The sequence below is a fragment of the Actinomycetospora rhizophila genome (genome assembly GCF_042657905.1).
Taxonomy (GTDB): domain Bacteria; phylum Actinomycetota; class Actinomycetes; order Mycobacteriales; family Pseudonocardiaceae; genus Actinomycetospora; species Actinomycetospora rhizophila.
Genome location: NZ_JBHSKG010000003.1, coordinates 254,098 through 279,431, shown reverse-complemented (window position 1 = coordinate 279,431; position 25,334 = coordinate 254,098). Strand labels below are relative to the sequence as shown.

At 71.9% G+C, this 25,334-nt stretch carries 17 protein-coding genes and 3 pseudogenes; 9 read left to right on the top strand and 11 right to left on the bottom strand.

Annotated features, from left to right (window positions below):
* Positions 1–22: 22 nt before the first annotated feature.
* From ACFPK1_RS08740 to ACFPK1_RS08725, 4 genes and pseudogenes are all read right to left on the bottom strand, one after another.
* The gene (locus ACFPK1_RS08740) at positions 23–334 is read right to left on the bottom strand and encodes a transposase (RefSeq protein WP_378020646.1); all 312 of its coding nucleotides are present in this window, start codon (positions 332–334) and stop codon (positions 23–25) included.
* A gap of 110 nt (positions 335–444) precedes the next feature.
* Positions 445–741: pseudogene (locus tag ACFPK1_RS08735) on the bottom strand (RNA polymerase sigma factor); the annotation flags it as partial.
* A gap of 432 nt (positions 742–1,173) precedes the next feature.
* Entirely contained in the window at positions 1,174–1,437 is a 264-nt protein-coding gene (locus tag ACFPK1_RS08730) for a hypothetical protein (RefSeq protein WP_378020519.1), read from the bottom strand.
* 385 nt (positions 1,438–1,822) lie between these two features.
* Positions 1,823–2,167: a hypothetical protein gene (locus ACFPK1_RS08725; protein WP_378020518.1), complete on the bottom strand. Its 345-nt coding sequence runs from the start codon at positions 2,165–2,167 to the stop codon at positions 1,823–1,825.
* An 840-nt stretch (positions 2,168–3,007) separates the two neighbouring features.
* On the opposite strand from ACFPK1_RS08725, the gene ACFPK1_RS08720 reads away from it, so the two are divergent.
* From ACFPK1_RS08720 to ACFPK1_RS08705, 4 genes are all read left to right on the top strand, one after another.
* Positions 3,008–3,685 carry a hypothetical protein gene (locus tag ACFPK1_RS08720; protein WP_378020517.1) on the top strand — a complete coding sequence of 226 codons (678 nt, stop codon included), beginning with the start codon at positions 3,008–3,010 and terminating at the stop codon, positions 3,683–3,685.
* 292 nt (positions 3,686–3,977) lie between these two features.
* Positions 3,978–4,385, top strand: coding sequence for a hypothetical protein (locus ACFPK1_RS08715; protein WP_378020516.1), 408 nt, complete (start codon positions 3,978–3,980; stop codon positions 4,383–4,385).
* Positions 4,386–4,772: 387 nt separating this feature from the next.
* Positions 4,773–5,258: a hypothetical protein gene (locus ACFPK1_RS08710; protein WP_378020515.1), complete on the top strand. Its 486-nt coding sequence runs from the start codon at positions 4,773–4,775 to the stop codon at positions 5,256–5,258.
* A gap of 275 nt (positions 5,259–5,533) precedes the next feature.
* Positions 5,534–6,430: a S1C family serine protease gene (locus tag ACFPK1_RS08705; RefSeq protein WP_378020514.1), complete on the top strand. Its 897-nt coding sequence runs from the start codon at positions 5,534–5,536 to the stop codon at positions 6,428–6,430.
* Between the two features lie 101 nt (positions 6,431–6,531).
* Here ACFPK1_RS08705 and ACFPK1_RS08700 read toward each other — a convergent pair whose 3' ends face one another.
* From ACFPK1_RS08700 to ACFPK1_RS08680, 5 genes and pseudogenes are all read right to left on the bottom strand, one after another.
* Positions 6,532–7,944 (bottom strand): M1 family aminopeptidase, encoded by a 1,413-nt coding sequence (locus tag ACFPK1_RS08700; RefSeq protein ID WP_378020513.1) that lies wholly within the window; start codon positions 7,942–7,944, stop codon positions 6,532–6,534.
* 510 nt (positions 7,945–8,454) lie between these two features.
* Positions 8,455–10,991, bottom strand: a pseudogene (locus ACFPK1_RS08695) (MFS transporter).
* 232 nt (positions 10,992–11,223) lie between these two features.
* A complete protein-coding gene (locus ACFPK1_RS08690; protein ID WP_378020512.1) occupies positions 11,224–12,570 on the bottom strand; it encodes a sodium:proton exchanger in 1,347 nt (448 codons plus the stop codon).
* A 489-nt stretch (positions 12,571–13,059) separates the two neighbouring features.
* On the bottom strand, positions 13,060–13,242 hold the full coding sequence (locus ACFPK1_RS08685; protein ID WP_274187989.1) for a hypothetical protein: 183 nt from the start codon (positions 13,240–13,242) through the stop codon (positions 13,060–13,062).
* Positions 13,243–13,797: 555 nt separating this feature from the next.
* Positions 13,798–14,442 (bottom strand): ANTAR domain-containing protein, encoded by a 645-nt coding sequence (locus ACFPK1_RS08680; protein WP_274187988.1) that lies wholly within the window; start codon positions 14,440–14,442, stop codon positions 13,798–13,800.
* A 369-nt stretch (positions 14,443–14,811) separates the two neighbouring features.
* Here ACFPK1_RS08680 and ACFPK1_RS08675 point away from each other — a divergent pair.
* The 4 genes and pseudogenes from ACFPK1_RS08675 to ACFPK1_RS08660 all read left to right on the top strand — a co-directional run bounded on the left by ACFPK1_RS08675 (position 14,812) and on the right by ACFPK1_RS08660 (position 20,982).
* Positions 14,812–16,387, top strand: a pseudogene (locus ACFPK1_RS08675) (alanine/glycine:cation symporter family protein).
* A 100-nt stretch (positions 16,388–16,487) separates the two neighbouring features.
* A complete protein-coding gene (locus ACFPK1_RS08670) occupies positions 16,488–17,177 on the top strand; it encodes a response regulator (protein ID WP_378020511.1) in 690 nt (229 codons plus the stop codon).
* Positions 17,174–18,556 (top strand): sensor histidine kinase, encoded by a 1,383-nt coding sequence (locus ACFPK1_RS08665; RefSeq protein ID WP_378020510.1) that lies wholly within the window; start codon positions 17,174–17,176, stop codon positions 18,554–18,556. Before ACFPK1_RS08670 ends, ACFPK1_RS08665 begins: the two co-directional genes overlap by 4 nt.
* Positions 18,557–18,891: 335 nt before the next feature.
* Positions 18,892–20,982, top strand: coding sequence for a transglycosylase domain-containing protein (locus ACFPK1_RS08660; RefSeq protein WP_378020509.1), 2,091 nt, complete (start codon positions 18,892–18,894; stop codon positions 20,980–20,982).
* Between the two features lie 366 nt (positions 20,983–21,348).
* Here ACFPK1_RS08660 and ACFPK1_RS08655 read toward each other — a convergent pair whose 3' ends face one another.
* Both ACFPK1_RS08655 and ACFPK1_RS08650 read right to left on the bottom strand, forming a co-directional pair.
* On the bottom strand, positions 21,349–22,443 hold the full coding sequence (locus ACFPK1_RS08655) for an AI-2E family transporter (protein ID WP_274187983.1): 1,095 nt from the start codon (positions 22,441–22,443) through the stop codon (positions 21,349–21,351).
* On the bottom strand, positions 22,440–23,699 hold the full coding sequence (locus ACFPK1_RS08650) for an MFS transporter (RefSeq protein ID WP_378020508.1): 1,260 nt from the start codon (positions 23,697–23,699) through the stop codon (positions 22,440–22,442). Before ACFPK1_RS08650 ends, ACFPK1_RS08655 begins: the two co-directional genes overlap by 4 nt.
* A gap of 726 nt (positions 23,700–24,425) precedes the next feature.
* On the opposite strand from ACFPK1_RS08650, the gene ACFPK1_RS08645 reads away from it, so the two are divergent.
* Positions 24,426–25,298 (top strand): manganese efflux pump, encoded by an 873-nt coding sequence (locus ACFPK1_RS08645; RefSeq protein ID WP_378020507.1) that lies wholly within the window; start codon positions 24,426–24,428, stop codon positions 25,296–25,298.
* Positions 25,299–25,334: the final 36 nt, after the last annotated feature.

Sequence of the window (25,334 nt, the reverse complement as noted above, 5' to 3'; positions counted from 1 at the left end):
TCACGACGGGCCTCGACGAACGCTATGACCGTTTCCTTGTCGGGTCCATTTCCTGGGCGAAAAAAGCGCTCGCCGCCTTCAGGATGTCGTTGGCCCGGCGCAGCTCGGCGACCTCCTTGCGTAACCGGCGCAGCTCCTCGTTCTCGGTGCTGGTCGGGCGGTCGTCGCGCTCGCCGGCGTCGGCCTCGGCCTGCCGGACCCAGTTGCGCAGCGCCTCGTGGTGGACCCCGAGCTGGTCGGCCAGGGCCCGGAAGGTCGGGCGCGGGCTGCTGGTGCGGTAGAGCCGTACCGCCCGCTCCCGCAGCTCGTCGGGGTACTTCTTCGGCGCCACCATCGCAGACTCCCTTCACGGCCCACGGCCATGATCGTCGGTCTCCGAGCTAACGGGGGAACCTCAGGGTCCAGTCCGCGCATGCCGGTGGTGGGGCGGCAACGGGCTCGCCGCAGCCGGTCGATCGCCTCATTGCGAGCGATGCTCCAAAGCCAGCCCCGGACGATGCCGTGGACCTCGTGCTCGGGTCGTCCCAGAGCGGTCAGGACGCGAACCCAGGTGGTCTGCGCGACGTCAGCGGCATCCTCGTCGTGGCGCAGGATCCGGCGAACCATCGTGCGCAGACCCGCATCGTGGCGACGGATCAGGGCGGTGATCGCATCGAGGTCGTCGTGATGACGGTAGAGCTCGATCAGCTCGAGGTCGGTCAACTCGCGCTGACGGTTCTCGTCGGTGGCGGGGTCGGTCATCTCTGCTGTCCTCCCGGACGCGACGTGAGCCGGGGCGAGAAGCCGACCGCCGCTGCCCTTGCCGGGCCGCCGCTGCCATTTCCTTCGCCCCGTGGGGCGCGAGTCGCGAAGAGGGGTCCGGGGCAGGTCCCGGAGGGACCGTCGGGGGTTCGGCCTCCTCCGACCCGGTGGGCCCGCCATCGCAAGACGGGCGGCAGGCCGCAGCCGAGCTACTCAGCGCGGGAGGGCTGCGGCGGGATCACCAGGTCGGTGCGGGGCCGGTTCATCGACGGCTTGCCTGCTCCGGGCCCCTCAGACTCGGGACGCCCCACGGGGAGAAGAAGGGCCTTTGAGCAGCGCCGCGAAGCGGCTCCGTGCAGGGCCGAAGGCCCCACGGCCGCCCGGCCTTGAGGAGCCCGACCAGGCCGACCCGTCGTCGCCCGGAGCTCGGACCTACGTGCGCCGAGCCCTACCGAGGACGGCCTCGAGCACGGCAGCGATCACCTGGTCGGTGGCGGCGACGTCCGCAGGGCGCGGAGCACCGGTGTGCACGTTGGCATCGCTGCAAGCCAGAACGCCGAGAAGCTCCGCGGCTCCGTCATGGTGCACGGCGAGCTCTCTCAGCTCGTCCTCGGCGCGGCTGTGCCCGTCGAGAGCCAGGGCGAAGAGAGTGCAGACCTGGTCGCGGTGTAGATGGCCGGCTTCCGAAGTGGTCATGCAGGGCTCGACGCACCCGGTCTTGTCCTGGTTCCCCCGACTTCTCGCTGAGCCCCGCTCAGCGCTCCCCGCCGTCGGCAGCGGGCAGCTCGTCGGGGTCGCGGTCAGGGCGCAGACCTCGGCTGCTTCAACGTCGCGACCACCAGCGGTCAGCTCAAGCTCGGCGCTTCCCAAGCAGAGCAACAGCATGCTTGACCAGCTCCGGGACCGGGCGCGAGCGGGCCCGCTCCCTCGAGCGCAGGGGCCGCCGAGGCCTCCTCTCGCCCGGATCGGCGCTCTCAGCGAGGACGAGCAGGAGCGCAAGGCCGGCTACACCACGATCGCGGGCTCGGCGCCGAGTCCGCGATCCGGTGATCGTTGTCGTCGGGTAGCTCATCTCCTTCGGTCATCCGATCGTCTCGGGTGCGATGCAGACGACGTCACGCCCGGGGACGTCCCCGGTGCGCTGGACAAGAACCTCGTCGTTGAGCGTGATCCGGCAGGTCACACGGGAGTTCGGCGGCACGTCCACCACGGAGACCGACATCTTGGGCGAGATCGTCCCGGGCGCGGAGACACGAGCGCTGAAGGGCAGGCCGGAGAACGAGCGGGCGCCGGTGCTCAACAGGTCACCGACGAGGACGTAGGAGCCGAACGCGGTCCCCGACGTCCCCTCGGCGGAGAACTCGACGATGTCCACCGACCCGGTGGGCGTCGGTGTCTCGGCGCAGCCGCCGACAGCCAGCAGCACGATCAAGGACGAGGCCAGGCCCGCGAGCCGTCGCTCCGGACCCTGACCGAGGCTCCATGAACTCCACGTTGCCACCCGCACCCCTCCCGGACATTCAGATCCGACACCCGCGTCGCGCCGCGGCTCGGAGAGGCGGGTTGCCCGACGTCGCCGGTCCCCCGACGCTGTCCCACCTCGGAGGCGGGATGCGGGAGACCGCCGCTGGCGCCTCTCGTCGTGCACGCCTGCCTGGTGCCCGCCTCGGCCGGGCACTGCTGGCCAGGAGCAGCTTTGTCAGGTGATCGTCAGGTATCCGCATCGCGAAGCCAGCTCGGCCGGCGCGCTCGGCACCGGGACGTGCCGCAAGCGGGGAACGCGATCATCGAAGGCGACGGGCCGGCTCTTGGAGCGAGTCTGACGACTACCTGACGAAACGAAAGCTCGCCGGGTAGTGAGCCTCGATGGGGGCCATGCTTGCGGCAGGGAATCGGTGCCCCGTCACGGACGCGAACGGGCGTCCGCGCCGACCGGCCGCCTTCCTGACTTCGTGTGCAGCGGCCATCGCCGGTGTCAGAGAATCGTAAGGAGCCGACGCACGTCATGGTGTGACGATGGCCGGGGTAGCACCGACGAAACCCCGCGACCCCGCTGGAGACGTACGAGACGAATTACCTGCACCGGCGTGTTGCGCGCCGACGCTCGTTGTCGAGACCGACGTGCCGCAGTCGAGCTGAGCCTTCTCGCGAAGACTGCGTGACAGCCGGGGGCCGGCGATCGCCACCGCCGATTTCCTCGACGAAGGTCGTGTCCGACGATGCGGTGACCGACCCTTCGTCCAAGCCCGAGGTAGAAGGAGTCACGATGACCATTGGCAACCATTCCGTGGAGATGACGGGCGTTGATCGTCGCTCGGAGGCTCCGGTCGACCGGGGCACCCCGGGCTCGCCGGACAGGCTTGAGCCGGCCACCGGCTCACCCGAGGCCTCTCCGGACGCCACCTCCCCGGACGCCACCTCCCCCGACCAGCGGGTCGGCGGGAGCGAACCCGTTCGGAGTCGATCTGTCCACTGGGGTGCCGTGTGGGCCGGCGCGCTCGTCGCGCTGCCCGTGTTCTTCGTGCTGCAGATGCTGTTCCTCGCCCTCGGATGGCTCGATCTCGGGGTGAGCGGCCGGGGACAGGCAGCCACGGCCAGCGCCGTGAGCATGGTCCTGGGCGCGGCCGCCTTCTTCGTGGGTGGACTGCTGGCCGGCTCCACCACCCGGGGAGCAGGCTCTGGTGCCGGCCTGTTGCACGGTGTGCTGATGTGGGCGCTGGCGATCGTGGCCCTGTTCGGCCTGGGCCTGTTCGGCGGCGGCGTACTCGTGGGCAACGTCGGGGTCGCGGCGGCACTGGTGACCGCCCCTGAAGCAGCGCTCATCGTCGACGTCGCCCAGAGTGCGACCGGGTGGGCAGCCCTCTGGCTCGGTGTGTCCGTCGCCGCCGCCGCACTCGGCGGACTGCGCGGGGCGAGTGCACGCGGCGGCCCGGTCGTCGAATGATCGCCCGGCACCGCCGTCGAGCAGTGCCGGCTCCCTCGTCGATCCACTCCCGAGCCGCCACGTCCACCAGAACTCACGGCCGTCTGGTCTGCGACCGTCCCCTGGCTCATCGAGCGCCGCGTCGCGGCCGGAGCCTTCCACCCCGACCACACGGCGGGCGGCCAAGGGCTGATGCAGCCGCGGCCGGGCCTCTAGGGCGGCCACCTTCACTGTGGACGGACCGGGTTCCGATGCCCTTGACCACTGCTGCACTGACGCGAGAACGCGTCAAGGCGCGAAAGCTTTGCAAGAGGTGAAGATGCGACGCTTGATGCCGATGATGGTGGCCGTTGCCGTCGCCGTGTTGGTGGGGGGGTGCGCCGACCCCGGCCCCGAAATCCCTGAAGGCATGCAACGCATCTCGGGAACCGTGACGGTCACGGATCAATCATGTGCCGGGAACAGCTCGCACCCTCGGCCGGTGAACGGTGGTACCCCGGTGGTCGTGGAGGACGCCGAGGGTGAGATCGTCGCGCGCTCGACGCTGTCCGTCGGAGAGTCTCCATCCGACGCCGGCCTTCGACAGTGCATCTTCCCGTTCATCGTCGAGGGCGTCCCCGAGGGCTCGACCACTTACACCGTCCGCATCGGGGCGGACGCTCGCCTCGTCGAGCAATATTCGCCAGACGAACTCGCCGCGCCGATTCGGTTCATCGTCTGACGTCCTAGCCCACCAATCCATCAGCCATCTCCGTCATCCTTCGTCCGCCGCGCTGACCACCAGGGCGCCCCACAGGTGAGCGAGCGCATCAGACGAGCATGGCGAGATGAACTTCATGGGCCACCCTCGCCACGCCGTCGACCCAATCCGCGGCCTCGAGGGGCAGGAGGACCACGAGAGGCGGTACCAGCTTTGTCGCCGACAACCCAGTCGAGAACGGCTCACCCCACAGGCAGGGCGACGAGAGCCCGTCCCTGGGGCGGCACCGGCCCGCGCGCGGCTGCGCGACACGTGGGCACCTTGAGTGTGCTGGTCGGGATCGCAGTGCTGCTACTGACGGGGTGCAGCGACAGCAGCGCACCGACGTCAAACCCCGACCCACGGCCCATGGGCCCCGATCCCCGCCCCGGCCTCTCGCCCCCGAGCGCCGAGCAGTGGCTGGACAAGGTGTGCACCGCTCTGCTGCCCGCGACCCGCACCGACACCCCGGCCCCGCCGGTGGACCCGGCCGACCCCGTGGCCACGCGGGCGCAATGGGTGGACTTCCTCGACCAGCGTGCCCGCGCCCTGACCGCGGCCGCGGACGGCATCAACGCCGCCGGCCCGGCTCCGGTGGAGGGCGGGCAACAGGTCACCGAACCGGTGGTGAGCCTGCTGCGCGCTCGCGCCGCCGACGCGTCGGCCGCGGTCGAGACACTGCGTTCGGTGCCCTCCAACGCGGCCAACACGTTGCTGCGCACGGTCAACGAGATCCGCAACCGGTTCCCGCTCACCGGCCCGGGCTCGAGCCTGCAGGACCTCGCACTGACCCCGGAACTCTCCTCAGTGGCGCCTCGGGTGCCCTCCTGCCGCACGTCCGGAGCGACGCCATGACTGGCTCGGCGCCCGGTCCCCGCAATCGAGCAGCGTGGCGATCTCGGCGCCCACCGTCGGCGAGCGGTCCACCGCGCCGTGCACGAGCTCTGCCCGGCAGGCCGCCGGTGCGCCCACGCGGGAGGTCACTGATGACACTGCGGGTCGCGCCGCTCATTGCGCTGCTGCTCGTGGCGTTGGCGGGCTGCGGCAACCCACCCGCAGCGACCCCCACCACTGCGGGGACCTCACCATCACCGGTACCTCCCGCGCCGAGTACAGAGAGCTCGGGGACGTTGGCCGCGGTCCCGGACCTCGTCGAGCGCGCCAGCCCCTCCGTGGTCACGATCTTCACCGATGGCGGGCTGGGCAGCGGTGTGGTCTACCGGGCCGACGGTGTGCTGGTCACCAATGAACACGTGGTGCGGGGCGCGACCCAGGTCGAGGTCGGCTTCGCCGACGGCACCCGCGTGCCCGGGACCGTGCGCGCCACCGACCGCACCACCGACCTCGCCGTGGTCCAGGTCGCCCGCAACGGGTTGCCGATGCCCCGCTACGCCGACCAGCTCCCCCGACCCGGCGAGCTCGCGGTCGCCATCGGCAGCCCGCTGGGCCTGGAGAACACCGTCAGCGCCGGCGTGGTTTCCGGAGTCGGCCGCGAGGTGCCGGGCGCCTCAACGCGCGGCGCCCAACAGCTGGTCGATCTGATCCAGACCGACACGGCGATCTCCCCGGGCAACTCCGGAGGAGCGTTGCTCGATGCCACCGGCAGCGTCATCGGCATCAACGAGGCCTACCTGCCCCCGGCGAGTGGGGCAGTGAGCATCGGGTTCGCCATCCCCTCGACACGCGTGGTCGACGTGGTCGACCAGTTGCTGGTCGACGGCACCGCCGACCACCCGTACCTGGGCGTGGCCGTGCAGCCCCTGACCGGCGCACTACGCGATCTGCTGGGGGTCGCCGCGCAGCGCGGTGCGGTCGTGCTCGACGTCGCCCCTGCCGGGCCCGCCGCAGGCGCCGGAATACGCCCCGGAGACGTCATCACCCGCGTCGGCTCCAGCGAGATCGCCACGGTCGGCGAGCTGCTCGGCGCCCTGCGCGGCACCCGACCCGGACAACAGGTACCCGTGGTCGTTCAGCGCGGACCGCAGTCCACCACGCTCACCGTGACCATCGGACAAGCTCCGGGCTGAGCGCCGCTTCCGGGTCGAGGACGGGCTCGGCACTCGAGCTCGCACGGTCGGCGCGCGATGCGGAGTGAGCTGAGCCAGAGTTCCCGGTCATCGGGAGCTCCTCAGCCCGCGGGAGGGAGGGCTCCGTAGCGACGCAACAGGTCGAGCACGTCGGGTAGGTCGTCGAATGCCGCCGCCACGTCCGCTGGGCGGGTGACGGCGTGCGCGTGGCGCGCGATGTGGCCGCGCAGTGCAGCGTCGAAGCGGTCGGGGCCGGCTTGCGCCCGCGCGGCGAGCAGCGCGGCCGCGCCCTGCCGGTACACCCCCTGGTAGTAGGTGCCGAATCCGCGATCGCCCCACTCGGCCATCGGGTCCCCGAGATCGCCGCGCACCCGGTCGGGAATGGCCTCGAGGTCGTAATAGCTTCGATCGGTCGCGCCGCCGAGAGAGGCCTCGGCGTAGGACGCGAACGCTTCGTCGAGCCAAGGGTCGCGGGCTTGGTTGCCGCCGACCAGGCCGTAGAACCACTGGTGGGCGAGCTCGTGGGTCGCGAGCCCCGTGAGGTTCTCGGGCCGGGTGTCGCCGAACTGCAGGGCGCCGGGGAACTCGATGCCCGACGACTGCGCAGGTGCGATCGCTACCCACAGATCGGGGTACGGGAAGCGGCCGAACCGGCCGGTCAATCGCTGCAGGGCCCGGTCGAGCTCGCCCGCCCACTGCTCGGGCTCCACGCGCGTGCCGTCAACCGGGGTGAACAAGTGCAGACGGGTGCCGGTGATGTCACGCTCGAGCACCTCGTAACGCCCCACCGCCACCGCCACGTCACGGACGGCGTCTGCACTGAAGCGGTGGGTCCTCGTCCCGGCGCGAGGCCCAGGGCGCTCGCCCTGAGCCTGACCTGTGCCCGCGACCCGCATGCCATCAGGAACCGAGACCGTGAGGTCGCTGAGACGGAACACTTCGCTGGTGGCTGTCTCCCCCGCGATGTCCACGGCGTCCTCTCGGGCCCACCCCTGTCCGCGGACCCACGCGAGCAGCGGGAACCCCGACCCGAACCACGCGGTACCGGTCTCCGGCGACACGCCCAACCGTTCGTCGGCGTTCTCCCCGAGACGCAGCGCGAAGTCGAGCTCGGCGCGGATCTCCTCGCCGGCGGGCACGCACTGCGGGAGCGGGAGCTCCACGAGCGTCCCCGGCACACCATCGGGAGCGCCCGCTGGAAGCACCCGGGGCTGGACATGACGACCGTCCACGATCGCGCCGGTGACCTCGAGTTGGTTGCCCGCGCGCGCTGCCGACGGCTTGTTGGGCCACGCCCGAAACACCAGCTCACACACCCGCCGGCCGAGCGTGAGCGACACCGTCTCCCTCCCCGCGACCGAACGCAGGTCGGGAGCGACGTCGAAAGCCAGGCGCACCACCGGCCGCTGCGGCCACGCCGCTGCCGGTGCAGAAGGGGTGTCGGCACAGCCGGCCAGGACGAGCAACGAGCTCGCGACGACGACGCCGATCGCTCGAAGCCGGGCGGGAATCATGCCGAGGTCACCCGCCGAGGCCAGGTTGCAGCGAGCTTGCACAGGCCGACGTGGCGGGAACCCGGCAGCTCGCCGACCCTGCATCGCTTTGTCGGACCCGTCGGTGCCGCGGACGGGGGTGCGCCGAGACGCATCGCCTCGTGCTGGGACGACACCGCGCGCGGTCGTTGGTGTCGGGCACTCTGGCGTGGGTGGATGCTGTCGTGGATGCAATCGAGGCTCCGGCACGTTGTCGGGCGGGTGACCGGTGACGGCGTGCGTCGTGCTGGGGCACAAGTACCGGTTCACCGCTGAGAACGAGGTGCTGGTCTGGTCGTGCTCGCGCGGGTGCGGAGCGGGTGGCTCCAAGCGCTATTCCTCGGCCGCGGACGCGCGGCGTTACGCGGCGGCGTTCGATCGCCCCGACTCGGAGGACCTGGGGCGCAACGCTCCCGTGCTCGGGATGTGGCCGCTGCGGGTGTGGCGAGCGATGACACGGTCACGACGACGCGGCTCCTAGGTCTGTGCCGGTCACGGGTCGACCGGACCTGGAGCGCCATCGGTGGGGCCGTACGTCCGGCGCGACAGCCTCCGGACGCGGCCTTCCTCGACAGCGGCGTCGAGCGCGGCTCCGAAGCGGCCGGGGCCCCAATACCGGGCTCCGACGAGGCGGGCCAGGTCGTGCCGATCGATGGCGCCCTGCTCCGACACGGCCCGCGCCACGGTCTCGATCTCGTGGTCGAGGGCGTGCTCGCTGTCGCCCGGTGCGGCGTTCAGTCCACCCAACGGAGGGCTCAGGGACGGACCGGGACCCGGCTGGAAGCGCCGGAGCCCGTGCCGGTCGCGCTCGGCCCGATGGGCTGTGCGCCGGCGGACCCGATCCTCGAGTTGGTGCGCGCGCCGCTCGCGCTCGGCGCGCGCGGCCTGTCGCTTCTCGGCCTGCTCGGCGGCCTCGCGGTGAGCTCGGGTTATCCCAGCGGCGGCGCGGTGCTCGGCCGCCTGGAGGTGCTGCTCCGCGGCCAGGGCCCGTTGCTGCAACCCGCTGGTGCGGTCGCCCGCTGAGCTGCGTCCCTCCGCGAGATCAGTCTCTACGCGAGACCGCTCGTCGTGCACCTCCGCCCACGCGGTGTGCATCGCGCTGCGAGCGCGAGCGACCTCGTCTGGGCCCAGACAACTCAGTTCGTCTCCGCCGTCACGCGTACTCGCGACCTCGCCGGACTCGTCGGACTCCGGCTCCTGTTGGTCGACGAGTACCTGCTCGGCCAGCGCGCGTTGCGCCGCGGCTCGAGACCTCTCGGCGGCCGCGCGGGCCAGCGCACGGTGGCTAGCGGCCGTGCCGTCGTCCTCGGCGACCAGGGCCGCAGCCTCATCGGCGTGAGCCAGTGCCCGGTGCTCCGCGGCTCGGGCTCGATGAGTGGCCGCCCCTGCGGCGTGCCCGTCCGCCTCATCGGCGAAGGCGAGTTCCTCCTGGGCGATGGCCTGCTCGTCGAACTCCAGGGCGCGGAGATCGTCGATCTCGGCGAGGGTCTTCTCGACCCGCTGGCGGTCGACGCCGTCCGTCGACATCGCCGCCTCACTCGAACCAGTCGGGGCGTCACCCCAGGAGGCAATCGCCAGCTCGTGGACCGCGGCGCGATGCTCAGCCGCACGGGCCCGGGCGAGCGCGGCCTCCTCACGGGACCGACGGGCCTGGGCCGGTCGGTCCGAACGCCCCGCCCCCTGCCCTGAGCGCCCGGGCGGCCCCGTGGTGTCGGCGCTCTCGGCCTCGTGGGCCGTCAGAGGCGCGGCAATCGCCTCGAGGTCCGCGCGCTCCGAGCGCACCCCGAACGCGATCTCGGCCAGTCCGCCAAGGGCCATCACGCCCGCACCGACGAGGAATGCCACCGCGACCAGGTCCGGGTCGTTGCTGCCGATCAGTTGACCGAACAGCAGCGGGCCGGTGATCCCGCCAACGGCGGTGCCCACCGCGTAGAAGAACGCGATGGCCAGCGCCCGGGTCTCCATCGGGAAGATCTCGCTGACAGTGAGGTAGGCCGCGCTCGCGCCCGCCGACGCGAGGAAGAACACGGCGATCACCATCGCGATGAAGGTCCAGCGCGTCAGTGCCCCCGTCACGAACCACCAGGCCAGCGGCAGCGTCAACAGGGCTGATCCCAAGTAGGTGAGAGTGATCATCGGTTTGCGCCCGACCGAATCGAACAGGCGCCCGAGGGTGAGCGGCCCGAGGAAGTTGCCCAGCGCGAACAGCACGAAGAACACCGGGGTGATGGCAGCCGCCACCCCGAAGAAAGTGGACATCAGCGTGCCGAGGTTGAACGTGATGCCGTTGTAGAGGAACGCCTGCCCGACAAACAGCGCGATCCCGAGCACAGCCCGCTTCGGGTAGAGCTTGAACGCGGTCCCGGCGATCATCTTGATCGGGATGGTGCGACGCTGCCGAACCCGCAGGGTCTTGCCGGGCTCGTCGAGCTCCTCCCCGGTCTCGGCCTCGACGGTGCGCTCGATGCCGTCGACGACCCGCTCGGCCTCGTCCTCGCGTCCGTGGATGAACAGCCAGCGCGGGCTCTCAGGGACGTGCCGACGCACGAACAGGATGACCAGTCCGAGCACGGCGCCGACGCCGAACGCCAGCCGCCAGCCGACATCGGCCGGAAAGATCGACTCGTTGAGGAAGAGGATCGCGAGACCGGCGCCGCCGGCTGCCCCGAGCCAGTAGGTCCCGCTGATCAGGAGGTCGACCCGGCCTCGGACACGGGCGGGGATCAGCTCGTCGATCGCGGAATGGATGGCCGCGTACTCGCCGCCGATGCCGGCCCCGGTGATGAACCGGCACAGGAAGAAGCACCAGACGCTGAACGAAACGCGGTGGCGACGGTGGCCGCGATGTAGATCAGCAGCGTGGCGAGGAAGAGCTTCTTGCGACCGAATCGGTCGGTGAGCTGCCCGAACACCAGGGCGCCGAGACACGCCCCGAGGATGTAGATCGCCGCGCTCACGCCGATCTGCCCCGGCGTGAGACCGAGTCCGCTGTCGGCCTCGGTGAGCCGCGAGGCCACCGAGCCCACCATGGTCACCTCGAGGCCGTCGAGGGTCCACACGGTGCCGAGGCCCAGCACGATGCGCCAGTGGAACCGCGACCAGGGGAGGCGGTCGAGGCGCGCCGGCACCTGGGTCTCGATGGTCCGGGTGTGCACCTCGGTCATGGCGTCCTCCCTCAACGAGGTCTCCCCACCTCGGCCGACAAACATCGGCGCGAGGTGGCCCTTGCCGGTCGTGCGGTAGGGCCGATTCTTCGACGGCTCAGCGGGTCGCCGGCTGGTCCTGCTCCAGCTCGGCGTAGGGGGTGGCGAACCCGTCGCGAACGGTGCGCACCACGCGTCGCCGCAGCCGCAGCACCTGCCCGACCGCCAGCAGGACGTAGATCGCGGACAGGACGAGAATGGTGATCCGGTTGACGGCCGCTCCCGCGGTGACGCTGACCGTGAATTGCACGGCGAACAGGGCGAACAGCAGCGCCGCACCGCGGCGGCTCAACCGCAGGTCCATGAGCAGGGCCACGGCGAACAGGGACTGCGCGGCGGTGATGAGCAGCTCGAGGCGCTGGTTTGCGTCGAGTGGCAGTCCGTCGAACGTCGTGGCCGAGAGGGCGAACACGAGCGGGATCGTGCCCACCAGCAGCGTCCACTGGTTGACCTTGCTGGACAGCAGGGTCCCGAGCGAGTCCGAGGCCTTGAGCCGCATCGCGTAGAGACATGCCACGATCAGCTCCGGCGACTCGCTGGCCAGAGGCGCCACCCACTGCACGAGCAGGAACTGGTCGATGCCGAGGTCGGTGCCGGCGTCGACGAGGCTTTGCGCGAAGTGCTCGGCGGTGGCGAGGATGACCAGGCCGGCCACCGCGAACAACCCCAGCACCCAGGCGCGGCGGGCCCGGCGCGGTTTCTCCCCCGCCCAGGCCGACACGCCGACCAGGTCGGGCTCCTGGGCCGGCGCCTGGGCCAGGCGCCACGCGTACGCCGCGAAGATGGCGACGAAGACCGCCAAGTCCAGCAGCGTCAGCGAGGTGCGCAGCGGCAGCGTCAGGGAATACAGCGTGGCCAGCCCCAGGAACACGACCTCCGCCGACATCGCCGGTGCGAGATCGACCCCGTCCGTGTGCGTGGTGGCGCTCTCCCCGCCGCCGTGGCGTCGCGAGCGCCACACCGCGATCGAAGCCACCAGAATGATCAGCGGCCAGCCCACGCCGACCAGCACCCGGTTCGCGCCGGTCATGTTGGCCAGGGCCAGCGAGCACGGGTTGGCCCCGCCGGGCAGCGGCACGCACTGCCCGCCGTTGGCTTCATAGATCTGGCCGGCCTGCCAGGTGAACACGAAGTCGACCGCGTACTCGGGCAGCACCGCGATCAGAGCCAGCAGCGCGATCGCGAGCCCGGCGCTGATGTCGACCTGGGCGGCCTCAGCGCCCCAGGAGAGCGTGAACGCCGCCCCGATGATCGCGACGCCATAAACCACTGCGGCCAGCGGCGGCGGCATCTCCGGGTGCGGCAGGCCGAGGTAGGTGGCCGCTCCGAACACGAGACCCGGCATCGCGGCGAGCAGCGCAGCAACGAGCTGGCCCGGCGGCCGCCGCCGCCCCTCGGTCGTCATGGTCACTGCTCCCCTTCCGGGTCGCCGTCATGCTTCCCGCGAACCCGGACCGGTCGCGGCGAGCCTTGGCGTCGAGCGGCGTCGCGCGACGACTCCGCGTGTTCTCAACAAGCTTTCACCAGGCCCCACGCCGAGAAACGGAAGCGCCCGAGGCGACAGGCAATCGTCAGGTAGCAGCCCTTTGGAATCGGCGGTGACAGCGGCACGCGATTGTTGGCAGGGCACTCGTCAGCAGCGACATCGCCGTCGGCGCGATCCACGCAGCGCAGGGAGAGGAGATTGGTGACAGAGCCGGGGCGAGATCATTCCAGTACGTCCCGACGCTGATCTGAAGCAGGCCACGCAGCACCCGCCCGAGGCGCGCGGCACCCCTCGCACCTTCCCTCCCGTCGGCTCAGCGGTCGACCCTGTCGCCCTCGGCTGCCCCACCCACGGGGCCGTGGTCGAGCCGTCGAGCCGTTCGCGGAGAGGCCGCTCCGAGTCTCCGACTCAGAGGAGCAGCGCGATGGCGGTGACAGCCGTGATCACGGACAGCACGCCAGCCGCAACCGAGAACGACAGGTCCCGATCGCGTGACGCACGTCGATCGCTGGTCTTCCGCAGCCGCCACATCGACACGACCCACAACGCCATGAAGACATATGCCGCTCCGGCCAACGCGTAAGTCCACATAGTTCGAGGGTGACCGACCGATCGGCACCGCGACCTGACGATCGTCCGACAGCCGTTCCTTCTCGACAAAGAGCGTTCCAGATCGTCAGAGATATGTCGCCGCCAACTCTGCTGGCCCTGGACCGACGCGCCTTCGTCCACGGCGAGGCTGACGGTCGGGACCCTCCTAATGAGCTCACGACTCCACAGACGAGGCGGGCCGCAATCTCCGCGAATCTAGGTGTGACCTTCCTCTTCAGGGTGCGGACGAGCCATCCAAAGGCCTTGGAGGCGCCAATGCCGTGCCGTGAAGGCACCTTCGGCCTGAGCGAAGACGTCGCGCGACGCCAGCCCGGGACGACCGGGTGGACCGCCCTGGCGTGTCCCAGAGCTATCGGCCGGGGTGCGCGGGTGGGGCCGGTGGTGACGGTACTGGGCGGCTTCCAGCTCGGCGGGTGAGATGTCGCCGCAGGCAGCTCGCTGAGCACGGTGCCAGTCGACGGAGTCGTCATCGGAGCACCAAAGCCGCCCACCCGAGGTGTGGCTCCTGTCCTCGAGCGGTCTACCAAGACCATGTCAGGAGTCGTGGGCGTCCCCGGACCCGCGCTCGGCCGCGGTCTCGACCTCGTCGACGAGCCGTGCGGCGACGGCCGGTAGTCGCGTGTTGCTCTCCTGCGAGAGCCGCACGAGATGATCGAACGCGGAAGTGGAGTCGATGCCCTGGCGGGTCATGAGCACGCCCTTGGCCTGTCCGATGACATCGCGGGAGGCCAGCGCGCGCTCCAGCGCGGCAGCGCGGTGGGCCGCCGGGAGGGCGACGGCGAGCGGGGCGGCGAACGCCTGCGCGGCTGCGGCACTCGAGGCGTCGAAGATGCCGGGCCGGGGTCCGTAGAGACTGAACAGCTGTGTCCGTCGACGCGCGCCGCACGGCAGGACCACTGTCAACACCGCGCCCACGCCAGCGGTGCGGGCGCGTCTCGCCCAATGCGGCCACCGCCGCGTCGAGGTCTCGTTCAGGTCCGTCACCATCGCCGCCCCCGGCCGCGCCTCCATCGCCTCCACCAGGGGGCCCTCGTCCGTCGCGACGGCGAGGTGAGCGAGCTCCTTGACCAGAGGCAGGGTTGCGGCCCACGACCGCGCGTCGGCGTCGGTGAGTTCAGCGACGCCGCCAGCGTCGGCGGCCGGCACCGCGTGCACGGCGCCCTCGACGAGCCGGTGCACGAGCCCCTCCGCGCTGTGACGGCCCAGACCCCTGAACCCGCACAGGCACGCCAACGCAGGCGTCACTCCTGCCGCCTTCCCGCAAGCTTCGAAGTCCCCGCCGATGTCGATTGGGACCTCGTGCGCCGCGTCTCCGTGACGTGCCATGGCCGCCCTCTCCGTAGTGCGCAGGTCGGGCCGCTGACCGCTCCCGGCCCCGTGTCCACCAGCGTCGCCGCTCGAGGCCGGTCAGACCCGGCCAGCACCTGTCGCTCGTCTGACGTTCGCCGAGTGGGTGCGACGGCGGGCGTCGTGGCTCGCGCCGTCGCTGACGATTTTCTGACGAACCCTCGACGCGTCTTGGCGCCGTGACCGTCATCACCTGAGCTGATGTCCATGACCGTCGCAGCCGCCGTACCCGCCGAACTCGACGTCCTCGCTGCGGGCGGCGCCTCCAGTGGAGCACTCACCGCCGTCGAGGACGCCATCGACGCCGTGTTCACGCCGGTCGCCGAGGGGCTGTCGGCCGTCGTCTTCGCCGAGGTACCGCTGCTCGGGGTATCGGCTGATCCTGGCGGCCCTGATCTTCACGGTGTACTTCCGGGGCCCGCAGTTCCGCAACTTCGGCCTCGCCGTGCGCATCGCGCGCGGCCGCTACACCGGCGATGACGAGCCCGGCGAGATCCCGCACTTCCAGGCCTTGACTTCCGCGGTCTCGGGCACGGTCGGGCTCGGCAACATCGCCGGCGTCGCCGTCGCGGTCACGATCGGCGGGGGTGGTGCCACGTTCTGGATGATCGTGGCGGCTGCTGGGGATGTGCACCAAGTTCGTCGAGTGCACCCTCGGCGTGCGCTACCGCGAGCACCACCCCGACGGCACGGTCTCGGGCGGGCCGATGCACTACCTGCGCCGCGGGATCGCCGAACGCTCCCCCTCGGCGTTCGGCCGCAACCTCGGCAAGCTCCTCGCCGGCCTCGCCGCGGTGTTCATCCTGTTCTTCGGGGTGGCCGGCGGGAACATGTTCCAGGCCAACCAGACCTTCGCCCAGCTCACCGAGGTGACCGGCGGCGAGGCCGCGTCCTCGGCGGCGACGGCGCGGCGCTGGTCTCCGGCGTCGTCCTGGCCCTCGTGGTCGGCCTCGTGATCTTCGGCGGCATCCGGTCGGTCGGCAAGGTGACCAGCAGGCTGGTCCCGGCGATGGCCCTGGTCTACGTCTCCGCGTGCCTGATCGTGCTCACGGTCAATCTGCCGCTCGTACCCGCAGCCGTCGGAGCGATCATCAGCGGGGCGTTCACCGGGGCTGGCGTCGCCGGCGGAGTCATCGGCGCCCTCATCGTCGGGTTCCAGCGCGCCGCGTTCTCCAACGAGGCCGGGCTGGGGTCGGCGCCGATCGCGCACTCCGCGGTCAAGACCCGCTACCCCGTCACCGAGGGCTACGTGGCGCTGCTCGAGCCGTTCGTGGACACGGTCGTGATCTGCACGATGACGGCCCTGACGATCGTCGTCGCCGACACGCCTTACTGGCGCGACGCGCAGGCCGCGGCCGTCGCCGGGCAGGACCCGGCTGGGGTCTCCGTGACCTCCTCGGCATTCGAGACCGTGCTCCCCTGGTTCCCTTACGTGCTGACCGTCGCCGTCGCCCTCTTCGCGATCTCGACAATGATCACGTGGGGCTACTACGGCCAGAAGGCCAGGACGTACCTTTTCGGCCGCAGCACGCTCTCGGAGCGGATCTATCAGGTGGTGTTCTGCCTGTTCGTCGTCATCGGCTCGGTGCTCACCCTGGGTGCCGTCCTGGACTTCGCCGATGCGGTCCTGTTCCTGCTCGCCCTGTTCAACATCATCGGGCTGTACCTCCTCGCGCCCGTGGTCAAGGAGGAGGTCGCGGCCTTCCGGGCGGCCCGCCACTCGGGTGACGTGGTCGAGATGGCACCCGCCGAGCGCCGCGCGATCACACGCACCTGACGATCACCTGACGAAGGTGCTCCCGCTGCTCCGCGGGCCCTCTTCGGCTGGCCGAAGGCGGGTAGCGTTTCCCCACCGACGCTGCGGGAGGGGCCACGAGATGGGGACGCGTGTCCTGCTCGTCGAGGACGACGAGCGCATCCGTCAGGCCCTCGGGCTGGCCCTGGCCGATGAGGGTTACGACGTCGTGGAGACCGCCACCGGCGAGGAGGCGCTCGAGGTCGTCGACCCCGACCTCGACGTCGTCCTGCTCGACCTGATGCTGCCCGGCATCGACGGCATCGAGGTGTGCTCGACGCTGCGCTCCCGTGGCGATCTGCCGATCATCATCGCGACCGCGCGCTCCGACACCGCCGATGTCATCGCCGGGCTCGAGGCCGGTGCCGACGACTACGTCACCAAGCCGCTGATCGCCGGCGAGCTGGCCGCGCGGATCAGGGCGCTCCTGCGCCGGCGGCGTCCCGCGGGTGCGGAGGAGGCGCCGAGCTCGCCGGAGCTGCGGCTGGGCGACCTGGTCATCAGCCCGGGGCGCGAGGCGGTGGAGCGGGCCGGGCAGCCGCTGCACCTGACGCACACCGAGTTCCGGTTGCTGGTGGAGCTGGCCACGGCAGGCGGTGATGTCGTCACCCGCGAGCAGCTGCTGCAGCGGGTGTGGGGCTACGACTACTTCGGCGACACCCGGCTGCTCGACGTCCACGTCCGCCGCCTGCGTCGCAAGATCGAACCCGATCCCGACGACCCGACCCTGGTGCTGACCGTGCGCGGCTCGGGGTACCGCACCGGACCGTGAACCGCCTGTGCCGCCGCTGGGAGGCGGTGTCCCTGCGCTGGCGGGTCGCGCTCGCGTTCGGGGTGGTCACGACGGCCGTCGCCGCACTCCTGGCGGTCACGACCTGGCAGCTCGCGTCGACCTTCATGCTCGACCAGCGCGAGCGGGGCGCGACCAACCAGGCCGTGGTCGACGCGCGTCTCGTCGCCGACAGCCTGGGCCGTGGGTCCGCCGACCTGCCGACGCTGCTCGTCGGGCTCACCGGCGAGCCCCGGACCGCCGTGCTGCTGCGGTCCGACGGGCGGTGGACCACCGCGGGGCGGCAGGTCGACGCCGACGGCGTGTCCCCCGCCCTGCTCGCGCTCGCGGCCTCGGGGACCCCGGCCCGTCAGCGGCTGGTCCTCGACGGGGCCCCGGTCCTCGCCGTGGCGCTGCCCGTGACCGCCGACGGCGACCTGTTCGTCCGGCTCGTCCCCCTGACCGAGCTGGACCGCACGCTGCGGTTCCTCTCGATCGTCCTGGTCGCCGGCACCCTCCTGGCCGGGCTGCTGGGGGTGCTGCTCGGCTGGTGGACCGCCCGGCGGGCCCTCTCGCCGCTGACCGAGCTCACCGACGCGGCCGGACGCATGGCCGAGGGCGACCTGTCCGCCCGTCTCCCGGTCCGGCGCGAGGCCGACCTCGCCCCGCTGGCGGCGCGCTTCAACGCGACGGCCGACGCCCTGTCCGAGCGGGTGCAGCGCGACGCCCGCTTCGCCGGCGACGTCAGCCACGAGCTCCGCACCCCCCTCACCACGATGATCAACGCGGTCGAGGTGCTGCGCCGCCGTCGCGCCGACCTCCCCGAGACCGCCGGGCGCGCCGTGGACCTGCTCGGCGCCGACGTCCAGCGGTTCCACCGCATGGTGGAGGACCTGCTGGAGATCTCACGAGGGATCCAGGTCCCCGACGGCCACGACCTCGCGCCGGTCGATCTCGCCGTGGTGGTGGAGAACGTGCCGGCGTCGCTCGCCGCCGACGCCGTGCTCGAGGTCGTGGACCCGCCGCCGCTCGTACTGGCCGACCGCCGGCGCCTCGACCAGGTCCTCGCGAACCTGTGCGACAACGCGCGGCACCACGGCGGCGGTGCGGTCCGGCTCGGGGTGGTGCGCCGGGACGCGCGGGCGGCGATCGAGGTCGACGACGCCGGGCCGGGTGTGCCGGCAGACCTGCGCGAGCGCGTCTTCGAGCGCTTCACCCGTGGCGCACGGTCCGGGCTCAACGGGGCCTACAGCGGGGGCACCGGCCTCGGGCTCGCGCTGGTGGCCCAGCACGTCCGCGGCCTGGGCGGGCGCGTGTGGGTCGAGGACCGCCCCGGCGGCGGGGCGCGCTTCGTCGTCGCGCTCGAGGAGGTGCCGTCGTGACCCGACGCGGTGCCCGGCTGCTGGCCGTCGCAGCGATCGCCCTCGGCGCGACCGCCGCGTGCGGAGTCCGCGCCGAGAGCGACCCCGAACCCCTGCCCCCGACGACCCCGGTGGTGCTCCCGCCCTCGGTCACCCAGCAGCCGGCCCCGCCCACGCCGAGCCCGCCGCCGAGCCCGTCGACTCTCCCGCGGTCGGGTGCCCCAGGGTCCTGAGCGACGCCCTGCACGCCCGAGCGTGCCCGCGGGTCAGGCGCCGACATGGCCATCGCCGGCATCGTCAGGTGATCGGCAGCCGGTCGCGTCCGTGTCGGGCCGCGGACGTGCTCACGTGGAGACATGGGTAGCCGCGATGTCGAGGACTTCGACCATGGAGACCAACAGCACGAGCCCGACGCCGGTCGGGGCCTCCTGCTGCTGCGGGGCGCCGTGGCGACCGCACTCGCGGGCCTGCTGATGGCCGCGCTGCTCGCCCCGGTCGCGATCGGCGCGGGGACCGTGCTCGCGCGGGCCGCCTCGGGAGTCGGGGCCACCACCATCGGCGTCCTCGACCGCGCGCCAGATGCGGCCACGGTGGTGACCGACGCGACCGGGGCACCGATGGCCCTGCTCTACCGCCGCTTCCGGCTGCCTGTCGGTCCGTCGGGGATCGCGGACACGATGAAGGCCGCGATCGTCGCGATCGAGGACCGCCGGTTCTACGCCCACGACGGCGTCGACCCGCAGGGTCTCGTCCGTGCGCTGGTCAGCAACGCGGTGCACAGCACGCCGCTGGAGGGCCAGGGTGCCTCGACGATCACCATGCAATACGTCAAGAACCAACGGCTCTACACCCTCGCCGACACCCCGGAGGAGCGCCGGGCCGCCACCGCCGACACGCTCGTGCGCAAGCTCACCGAGGTCCGGCTCGCCCACCGCATCGAGGACCGCCTCGACAAGGACACGATCCTGGCCCGCTACCTGGACCTCGTGTACTTCGGCCGCGGCGCCTACGGCGTCGAGGCCGCGGCCCGCACCTGGTTCGGCACGAGCGCCGCCGACCTCACAGTGCCGCAGGCCGCACTGCTGGCCGGCATCGTCCGGGCCCCGGCGGACTACGACCCGATCGACCACCCCGACGCGGCCCGGGCCCGCCGCGGCCAGGTGCTCACCGCCATGACCGAGGTCGGCTCGCTGACCCCGGCGCAGGCCGCAGCGGCCCGCGCCGCGCCGCTCGGTGTCGTCCCCGACCCGGCGCTGCTCGCCGAGGGCTGCCGCGGCGCGCGGGAGGGCACCGGCTTCTTCTGCCGCGAGGTCGTCGACCGCCTCACCGCCGCCGGGCTCGACCTCGCCACCGGCGGCTACACCGTGCGCACCACGCTCGATCCCCGGGTCACGGCCGAGGCCCGCGCGGCGGCCCGGGACGCGGTCGACCCGGACGGGGAGGTCGCCGAGGCGGTGTCCGTGGTGGCGCCGCGCCCCGACCGCCGACCGGTCCTCGCGCTGACCGCGAACCGCCCCTACGGCGACGACGCCGCCGCGGGCGAGACGATGCTGCCGATCACGACCGCTCCACTGCGGGGCGCAGGCTCCATCTACAAGATATTCACCGCGGCCGCCGCCCTTGAACGCGGGCTGGTGGCTCCGGACAGCGAACTCGACGTGCCCCAGCGCTACACCTCCACCGCCTTCGACGACGCGGGCGAGGACTACACGGTCGAGAACCTCGGGTCCTTCGACGACGAGCTGACCCTGCGCGAGGCTCTCGCCCGCTCGCCCAACACCGCGTTCGTCGCCCTCCTCGACCGGCTGGGCAGCGTCGACCCGGTCGTCGACGTCGCCCGCCGCCTCGGCCTGCGCACGACCCTGGCCGCGCCGGGACCCGACGGCCGCTCCCTGGCCGAGCGGGTGCGCGCCGCCGAACAGGCCTCGTTCACGCTCGGACCGGATCCGACGAGCCCGCTCGACCTCGCGAACGTCGCCGCGACGATCACCGCCGGCGGCACCTGGTGCCCACCGACGCTGGTGGCGCGGGTGACCGACCGTGCTGGCCGGGACGTGGCCCCACCGGCGCCGCACTGCGAGCGGGCCGTCTCGCCGGAGATCGCCGAGCAGCTGCGGACGGCGCTGTCGCAGGACCACGTCGACGGCACCGCCGCCGACGCCGCCGAGGAGGCCGGCTGGCAGCGGCCGATGATCGGCAAGACCGGTACCACCCAGCGCTCGGCTTCGGCGGCGTTCCTCGGGGCCACCGACCGCTACGCCGCCGCCGTCATGGCCTTCTCCCTCGACGACTCCGAGCCGGTCTGCGTCGACCCGGTGCGCACCTGCTCCGACGGCGACCTCACCGGCGGCTCCGTCCCCGCTGACACGTGGTTCGACCTCATGACCCCGCTGCACCGAGGGTCCGACACGGTCACGCCCCCCGACCCGTACGGGGACGAGGACTGAGGCACCTGTCCGGCGGGCACGCGTGATCGTGGCCCTGGCGCGCCGGCGACCCGCCCCGCACACGCGTGGGTCGAGTCGTTGCAGCGGTGCAGGACCCGCTGCTGGTGCTCGACGTCCCGGGCGGACAGCTGCTCTGCGTCTCCTTCGCGGCCGGTCGTCGTTCTCGCCCTCGTCGCCCGGGCGGTCCTGGTGCGTGCCTGGGGATGCGGCGAGGAACCTGGCGGGTCTCGCTCACCGGCGCGGGCACCGCCGTCACGGGGTGGCTCACGGCCAGCGCCGTCTTCCCGCTCTAGGTCTCGACGGGCGTGCTTCGTCAGGGACACCCCGGCGCCGGTGCCGATCACGGCCGCGGCTTCGGCGGTGCGATCAGGCGGGTGACCGGGGCTCGCCCGCCTCCTCGTCGCCCGTCACGCCGTGGCTGCGCAGGGACTCGGTGACGCTGCGGGCGACGGCGACGAGAGGGACCGCGATGACGGCACCCGCCACGCCGAACAGCACCCATCCGGCGGTGACCGCCAACAGGATGACGACCGGGTGCAGCTTGACCGCCCGGCTCTGCACGAACGGCTGGAGGAGGTTGCCCTCCACGTTCTGCACCAGGAGCACGACGCCGAGCACGAGGAGGGCGACGACCGGGCCGCGGGTGACCAGCGCCACCAGGACCGCGACGGCCCCGCTGAGGGTGGCGCCCAGCAGGGGTACGAAGGCTCCGAGGAACACGAGCAGGCTCAGCGTGAGCGCGAGCGGCACACCGAGGACGACCAGACCGATCCCGATCAGAACGGCGTCGGCCACGGCGATGACGACCACGCCACGGATGTACCGGCTCAGCGTCTCCCAGCCACGCAGCCCGGCCTCCTCGAGGCGCTCCCGGTGTGCCGCCGGCCCGACGGCGACCACGGAGCGCCACATCCCCGTCCCGTCCTTGAGGAAGAAGAACAGGACGAACAAGGCGATGAGGAGCCCGGAGAGCACCGATATCACCGTGTTCGCGGCGGTGACACCGCTCGGCGCGGCGCCCCGGAGGGCGTCGACGAGCCGGGCGCGCACCTCGTCGACCTGCTCGGGTCGCAGCGCGAGCGGCCCCGTCACCAGCCAGTCGCGGATGCTGTTGATGCTCGCCGTCAGCGACGACGCCAGGTTCTCGAGCTGCCCGCGAATCCGCTGTTCGAGGAGGTACCCGGTGCTTGCGACGGCCCCGACGAGGAACAGCACGCTGAGGCCGGCGGCGAGCCAGGCCGGCAGCACGCGGTGCAGCAGGCGGGCGAGCGGGGAGAGCAGCGCGGCCAGGAGCAACGCCGTGGCCACCGACAACGTGACCAGGGCCAGCTGTAGGGCGATCCATCCGAGCACCCACACCGTCGCACCGATGACCAGCAGGCCGGCGCAGACGACGACGGCGCGGCGGAACCATCGCGGGACGAGCTCGCGCTCCGCGTCCTCGACGCCGGCGCCGGTCATGTCCGGCTCCCGCGCGCCCACAGGAGCAGCGGGACGGCGGCCAGTACAGCTGGCCCGATGACGAACCACATGGCGTTGTATCCCTGGGTGGCGGGGAAGAGCGGGGCGGCCAGCGATACCGCGGCGCCGACGGCGAGCGGCCCGAGCAGGCAGCCCGCGCCGCGGCTGAGCAGGAAGAGACCGGCGGCGCCGCCGTGGTGCTCGGCGGGCAGCACCTGCATCAGCGCGGAGTAGTTGAGGGTCATGACCACCCCGGCGCCCGCTGCGGGTAGGGGGACGAGCGCGATCATCCACGCGCTGTGGGAGAAGCCGGCGCCGATCAGACCGGCTCCGTACACGGCCGAGGCGACGGCGAGCACGCGCCGGTGCCCGACGGTGTCGGCGACTCGCCCCGCGAGGGGTATCGCAACGACGAGACCGAGCGCGACGAGGGGGAACACCACTCCGGACACGAAGCTGGCGCTGCGCCCGAGCCCGACCGTGAAGAACAGGACGACGAACGCTTTGAGGCCCTGGAGGGCGACGTTCCACAGCAGGGTCGCCCCGAGGACGACCGCGACCTCCCGATCACGTACGAGGCGGACGACCGCCCGTAGCCCGCCCGGCGAGGCTGCCGCATCCGCCAGCGGCTCCCGACGGGAGGACCAGAGGCCTGCGAGGAGCGCGACCGTGCCGATCGCCACGGCGCCGGCCGCCACGAGGAACACCGCCGGCGCCCACAGGTCGAGCAGGAAGCCGCCGCCGACCAGGGCCGCCCCCAGCCCGGCGAAGCGCCAGGAGGAGGCTGCGGTCCGGGAACGGCCGCTGACCTGCTTCGGGACGAGGTCGGGGTAGAGCGCCTCGTAGGGCGTCAGGTACGCGAAGTGCCCGACGAAGTACGCGGCGGCCCCGACGATGAGCACGGTACGGTTGAGGTCGGTCGCCACCAGCAGCAGTCCGGTCAGACACAGCGGCGCCGCGACGAGTACGAACCAGAGCCGGTGGGCCACCGAGCGCGCCGCCCGGTCGTTGGCCAAACCCACCAGCAGCGGCAGGACCAGCCCCGCGGCCCCTTCCCCGCCGATGACCAGGCCCGTTACGAGCGGGCTCGACTCCGCTCCCAGCAGGCTCGGCAGGTAAGTGGTCAGCGCCGTGATGGCGAACGTCGTGCCGAACGCCGGGGCCCCGAGCACGATCAGGAACGGCCACCGGACGCGTCGGTCGACCTCGCCCTCGACCGCGCGATCAGGCTCCGCGCCGCGGATTGGCCTCGTCACCAGCACCTCGCTCGACCCGTCGTCGGCCGGACATTCTCCCGTCGGAGACCACCTGCTCCAGCGCGCGGGTTGCCGACCGCCCGGTGGCCGCAACCTTGCGCAGGCCTGACGATGCGGGTCCTTCACCGGTGGTCCTTGCCGCCCGCCGCCGATCGCCGACGCCTCCGCCACGCCCTCGACCTGGCTCACCCTCGTTCCAGAGGTGTTGTTCTCGCGGCCGTGCCCGCCGAGGGCTGCAGCGAGGAGAGCGGAGACGTGGTCACCATGCCCGTAACCCGGAGCTGGCGGTCATGCGCTGCTCGACGCCACCGGAGCGTCTCCGGGTCAGCTGCGGAAGCGGGCTTCGCCGACGAGCCGCGGCGCGCACCACGGGGGAGCTCGCTCTTCGGGCACCTCGCGACGGAGGGGCTGTCGGGGACCACATCACCGACAAGCTCGTCGCGGAGGCGGTCACGGGCGGTCAAGGTGAAGCCGATCCATTGTGTTTCGCTCAGTCGCGGAAGCGGCCAACCCGGTGGCAGTCCGGGGGTTCATCTCCAGAGCCTCGGGGCGAGGCTCCGGCACCGACCGCGCGCCCGGTTGGCGCCGAGGTCGTCTATCCCAGACTGCTGCTCGGCCAGCGGTCGTCGCGTGGATGCGCGACCTGGACGAGCAGTGCCAACGTCGGGCGTGCGGCCGCGCGCCGCCAGCTATCCCTCGGCGACGACGTGCGGGTCTGCAACGTCTGTGATCGCACCGGCACGCCCGGCGCAAGCTGAGGCCGTTGAAGCCGCCGGGGCCGCGCGTGGTCTCCCGGCCGAGCCGGTGGTTCACCGTTCAGGCCGCGGGGGCCGTCTGGGTCGCGGTCGCGATGCCCGCGTTGCCGGTGGTGCCCCGCCCCGCTACACCCTGCTCGATCTGATCCGCCAGACCACCGAGCGCGGATTCGTCATCCCGACGCTTCTCCTCGCCACGACATCGGCGGTCCTCGGGTTCGCCGTCGGGTTCTTCCCGCTGCGTGCCGACGACCTCGACCTGCACCACATGGCGGGCGCCACCGCGGTCGCACTTCCTCGCACTCGCCGGCGTGAGCGTCGCGACCGGCGCCGCACGTCGATCATTCTGGGGCCCCTACGACTCCGCTGGATGCGGGTCCTGCTGGTGGCCGCAGTCTTCGGCTTCTGGGACGCGGTAGCCCCCTTGCTCGGCCTGCTGTTCGGGAACCTCCTCGCCGACGAGATCGGCGAGGCAGCCGAGTACATCGGTCCGGCGACACTGGCGCTCTTCGGGGTCTTCCTTCTCGTCCAAGCCTATCGACATCGGGACAACGAGCCCGATGAGATGGAGGAGTCGTGGACGATCTTCGGCCTGCCTCTCCCGCTGAGCATCGACGATCTCGTGGGCGGGACAGGCCTGGGCTTGCTCGGGTTCAATCCTTGGATTTCTGCGCTCGTTCTCGGTCTGATGACTATTGTGCTGTCGGTCATCGGCCTGCTCATGGGCCGGCTGATCGCGCGTCTCGTGCGACTCAACCTGCGATACGAGCTGCTGACCGGCGCCGGCCTTCTCATCCAGGCGATCGTGTTGACAGTCCTGGCCGCTCAGGGCATAGACGTCTAGTTCGCCGGGAGCAGAGCCGGGAGGCGTGGAGGGGGC

What these genes read in the sequence shown, in the direction of transcription:
- ACFPK1_RS08740 (WP_378020646.1), bottom strand. Translation starts at nt 334, where the DNA reads ATGGTGGCGCCGAAGAAGTACCCCGACGAGCTGCGGGAGCGGGCGGTA.
- ACFPK1_RS08710 (WP_378020515.1), top strand. Translation starts at nt 4,773, where the DNA reads ATGGGCCCCGATCCCCGCCCCGGCCTCTCGCCCCCGAGCGCCGAGCAG.
- ACFPK1_RS08655 (WP_274187983.1), bottom strand. Translation starts at nt 22,443, where the DNA reads ATGACCGGCGCCGGCGTCGAGGACGCGGAGCGCGAGCTCGTCCCGCGA.
- ACFPK1_RS08670 (WP_378020511.1), top strand. Translation starts at nt 16,488, where the DNA reads ATGGGGACGCGTGTCCTGCTCGTCGAGGACGACGAGCGCATCCGTCAG.
- ACFPK1_RS08685 (WP_274187989.1), bottom strand. Translation starts at nt 13,242, where the DNA reads ATGTGGACTTACGCGTTGGCCGGAGCGGCATATGTCTTCATGGCGTTG.
- ACFPK1_RS08700 (WP_378020513.1), bottom strand. Translation starts at nt 7,944, where the DNA reads ATGATTCCCGCCCGGCTTCGAGCGATCGGCGTCGTCGTCGCGAGCTCG.
- ACFPK1_RS08660 (WP_378020509.1), top strand. Translation starts at nt 18,892, where the DNA reads ATGGGTAGCCGCGATGTCGAGGACTTCGACCATGGAGACCAACAGCAC.
- ACFPK1_RS08690 (WP_378020512.1), bottom strand. Translation starts at nt 12,570, where the DNA reads ATGACGACCGAGGGGCGGCGGCGGCCGCCGGGCCAGCTCGTTGCTGCG.
- ACFPK1_RS08730 (WP_378020519.1), bottom strand. Translation starts at nt 1,437, where the DNA reads ATGACCACTTCGGAAGCCGGCCATCTACACCGCGACCAGGTCTGCACT.
- ACFPK1_RS08720 (WP_378020517.1), top strand. Translation starts at nt 3,008, where the DNA reads ATGACCATTGGCAACCATTCCGTGGAGATGACGGGCGTTGATCGTCGC.